2 protein-coding genes and 1 pseudogene are annotated in these 2,794 nt (G+C 66.9%); 2 read left to right on the top strand and 1 reads right to left on the bottom strand.

From position 1 onward, the window contains the following. A pseudogene (locus JYJ84_RS33275) lies at positions 1-421 on the top strand (allophanate hydrolase); the annotation flags it as partial. A gap of 55 nt (positions 422-476) precedes the next feature. Next, positions 477-1,241, top strand: coding sequence for a 5-oxoprolinase subunit PxpA (pxpA, locus tag JYJ84_RS33280; protein WP_043184663.1), 765 nt, complete (start codon positions 477-479; stop codon positions 1,239-1,241). Between the two features lie 563 nt (positions 1,242-1,804). Here the strand turns inward: pxpA and JYJ84_RS33285 are convergent. Then, the gene (locus tag JYJ84_RS33285) at positions 1,805-2,791 is read right to left on the bottom strand and encodes a TraB/GumN family protein (RefSeq protein ID WP_205190027.1); all 987 of its coding nucleotides are present in this window, start codon (positions 2,789-2,791) and stop codon (positions 1,805-1,807) included. Positions 2,792-2,794: the final 3 nt, after the last annotated feature.

Consider the following 2,794-nt stretch of genomic DNA (forward strand, 5'->3'; position numbering starts at 1 on the left):
CGCGTCGTTCGCCGCCGATTCGCAGCAGGCGCTCTGGGATGAAGAATGGCTTGTCACGGCGAACAGCAACCGCATGGGCTATCGGCTTGCCGGCGTCGAACTCGTGCGCGAGCGGCCGGCCGAGCTGCTGTCGCACGCGGTGCTGCCCGGCACGATCCAGGTGCCGCCGAACGGCCAGCCGATCGTGCTGATGCACGACGCGCAGACCACCGGCGGCTACCCGAAGATCGGCACGGTGATCCGTGCGGACCTGTGGAAACTCGCGCAGGCGCGGCTCAACCTGCCGATCCGCTTCGTGCGCACGACACCCGACGCCGCGCGCGCCGCCCTGACCGCAGAACGTGCCTATCTGCGGCAGATCGACGTGGCGATCGACATGCGCGAGGAAGCGCGCCGCCGCGCCGAATCGCGCGCGGCGTGACAATAGAGGGTGCAGTAGAGAAGACGGGCCACGTAATCAGTGGACGAGGAACATCATGGAAATCGATCTGAATGCCGATCTCGGCGAAGGATGCGGTTCGGACGAGGCGCTGCTCGACCTCGTGACGTCCGCGAACATCGCATGCGGGTGGCATGCGGGCGGTGCGAACGCGATGCGCGACTGCGTGCGCTGGGCCGTGCAGAAAGGCGTGGCGATCGGCGCGCATCCGAGCTTTCACGATCCGGAGAATTTCGGCCGCAAGGAAATGCAGCTGCCGGCCGGCGACATCTATGCGGGCGTGCTGTACCAGCTCGGCGCGCTGTCGGCGATCGCGCAGGCCGAGGGCGGACGCATCGCGCACGTGAAGCCGCACGGCGCGCTGTACAACCAGGCCGCGCGCGATCCGATGATCGCCGATGCGGTGGTGTCCGCGGTCCGCGATTTCGATCCGTCGCTCGCGGTGTTCGGGCTCGCGAACAGCGTGTTCGTCGCGGCCGCGCGGCACGCGGGGCTCGCCGCGGTGGAAGAAGTGTTCGCCGATCGCGGCTACCGCGCGGACGGCTCGCTCGTGCCGCGCAACCAGCCCGGCGCGCTCGTCGACGACGAGGACACGATGATCGCGCGCACGCTGGACATGGTGCGCAGCCGGCAGGTACGCGCGATTGGCGGCGAATGGGTGATGCTCAATGCACAGACCGTCTGCCTGCACGGCGACGGGCCGCATGCGCTGGCGTTCGCGAAACGGATTCGCGCCGCGCTCGAGGCGGTGGGCGTCGACGTGGTCGCGCCCGGCCTGCTGCAGGCCGACGAACGCGCCTGATCCGGCCCACCGCGCGGGCGGGCGCGCAATCCGTCGCACAAAAGAAAAAAGCGCCCTCGTGGCGCTTTTCCGTTGGCGCAATCGCTGCGGCTTCGCCGTCTGTCGATTCTCGCCCCCCGAAACCGTCTTGCGACGGTGACCGGAAACATCTTCCGGATTAAAAAACGTCCGCCGCCGCCCGATTACTGCCTTTCCCCGGTGGGACGACGGAACGTTGCTTATCCCGCAAGTCGGCCTGCATGCCTTGTTGTTGTCCGACGATGATTGGCCCCGCCGTACATGCAGACACTTTCGCGGCCGGCACGTGCATCACGTGCCGGCAACGCGCTAACCCCGCGCTTTATTTTCTGCTACCCCGTAGAACTTTTTCTATTCTTTTCATTTTTTCAACTTGTGGATCGAAGAATAGATATTGGCAGATCGGGATGTCAATCGTTTGAAACGCTATTTTCCGACGAATCGAGGGTTTTCCTTATCGGATAGCGTGTCCATACAGGCGTTTGACGCCGTTCGCGCGACGTCGATCAAACAGGGGAGGAACGGTTCGGGCGCGACGGCGACGTTCAGTTCGCGTCGACGCTGTAACCTTGTTGACGCAACAATTCGAGCACGCCGCGCGGGCCGCCCAGATGCAGCGCACCGATCGCGACGAACAGCGGCCGGTTCGGTGCGGCGATTGCCGTCATCCGTGCAACGAAGCGGCGGTTGCGCTCGTACACGATCTTGTTGTCGATCGACGCCGACAACGCCTTCGAACGCGCGAGCCGTTCGCTCTTCGCGACCGCCCATGCCGAGATCGCATCGGCGTCGCCAATTCGCCACAGTCGATGCAGCGCCTTGATGTCGTCGGCGTTCTGCGCGGGCGTCTGCACCATGTCCTGCGCGAGCATCTCGCGCTGCTCGGCGAGCGTCAGCCCGGTGAACGCGCGCATCTGTTCGGCGAGCGTCTCGAGCCCGATCACGCGGCCGCCCTTCTTCTTCAGGAACACGTTCTGCAGCTGCGCCTCGGTGCCGTACTCGGTCTGCAGGCCGGCCGACAGCGAATCGTAGGTCTCGACGACGAGCGCCGCGAGCCACGGCCGCATCTTGCGGATCTCGGCGAGCGCGGCCGGATTGCCGTGCAGGCGCGCCGCGAGCCGCAGCCACAGCGGCTCCGGCAGCAGGCGCTGCAGGCACGGGTAGCGGCAGACGCCGTACTTCGACACGTCGTCCTGCGATTCGAGCAGGTCGTCGGGCGACAGCTCGAGCGCCAGTGTGGGCGACGCGGCGAGCGCCGCGAGGATGCGCGGCCGGAACGGCTGCGCGCTCGGGTAATCGGACGGGTCGCCGGTGTGCAGCGTGCCGAGCACGTAGAGCGTGACCTTGCCCTTGGTCGCGACGTAGAACGGCATGCGCGCGGGCTGCACGCGCACAGTGCCGCGCGATACCGTGCCGTCCGACACGGCGGGTGCGTGGAAGCCCGGCAGGCTCATGCCGGGCGGCGGGACTTGCGACGGATGGATCGGTGACGTGGCCGGCGCGCGCCCTTCGGCGCGGTCGGGTATACACATCTG

The sequence above is a fragment of the Burkholderia sp. LMG 13014 genome, assembly GCF_905232215.1.
In the GTDB taxonomy this organism is placed as follows: Bacteria; Pseudomonadota; Gammaproteobacteria; order Burkholderiales; family Burkholderiaceae; genus Burkholderia.

Bases quoted from the DNA above. Each gene is read 5' to 3' on its own strand.
- JYJ84_RS33285 (WP_205190027.1), bottom strand. From the start codon at position 2,791: ATGTGTATACCCGACCGCGCCGAAGGGCGCGCGCCGGCCACGTCACCG.
- pxpA (WP_043184663.1), top strand. From the start codon at position 477: ATGGAAATCGATCTGAATGCCGATCTCGGCGAAGGATGCGGTTCGGAC.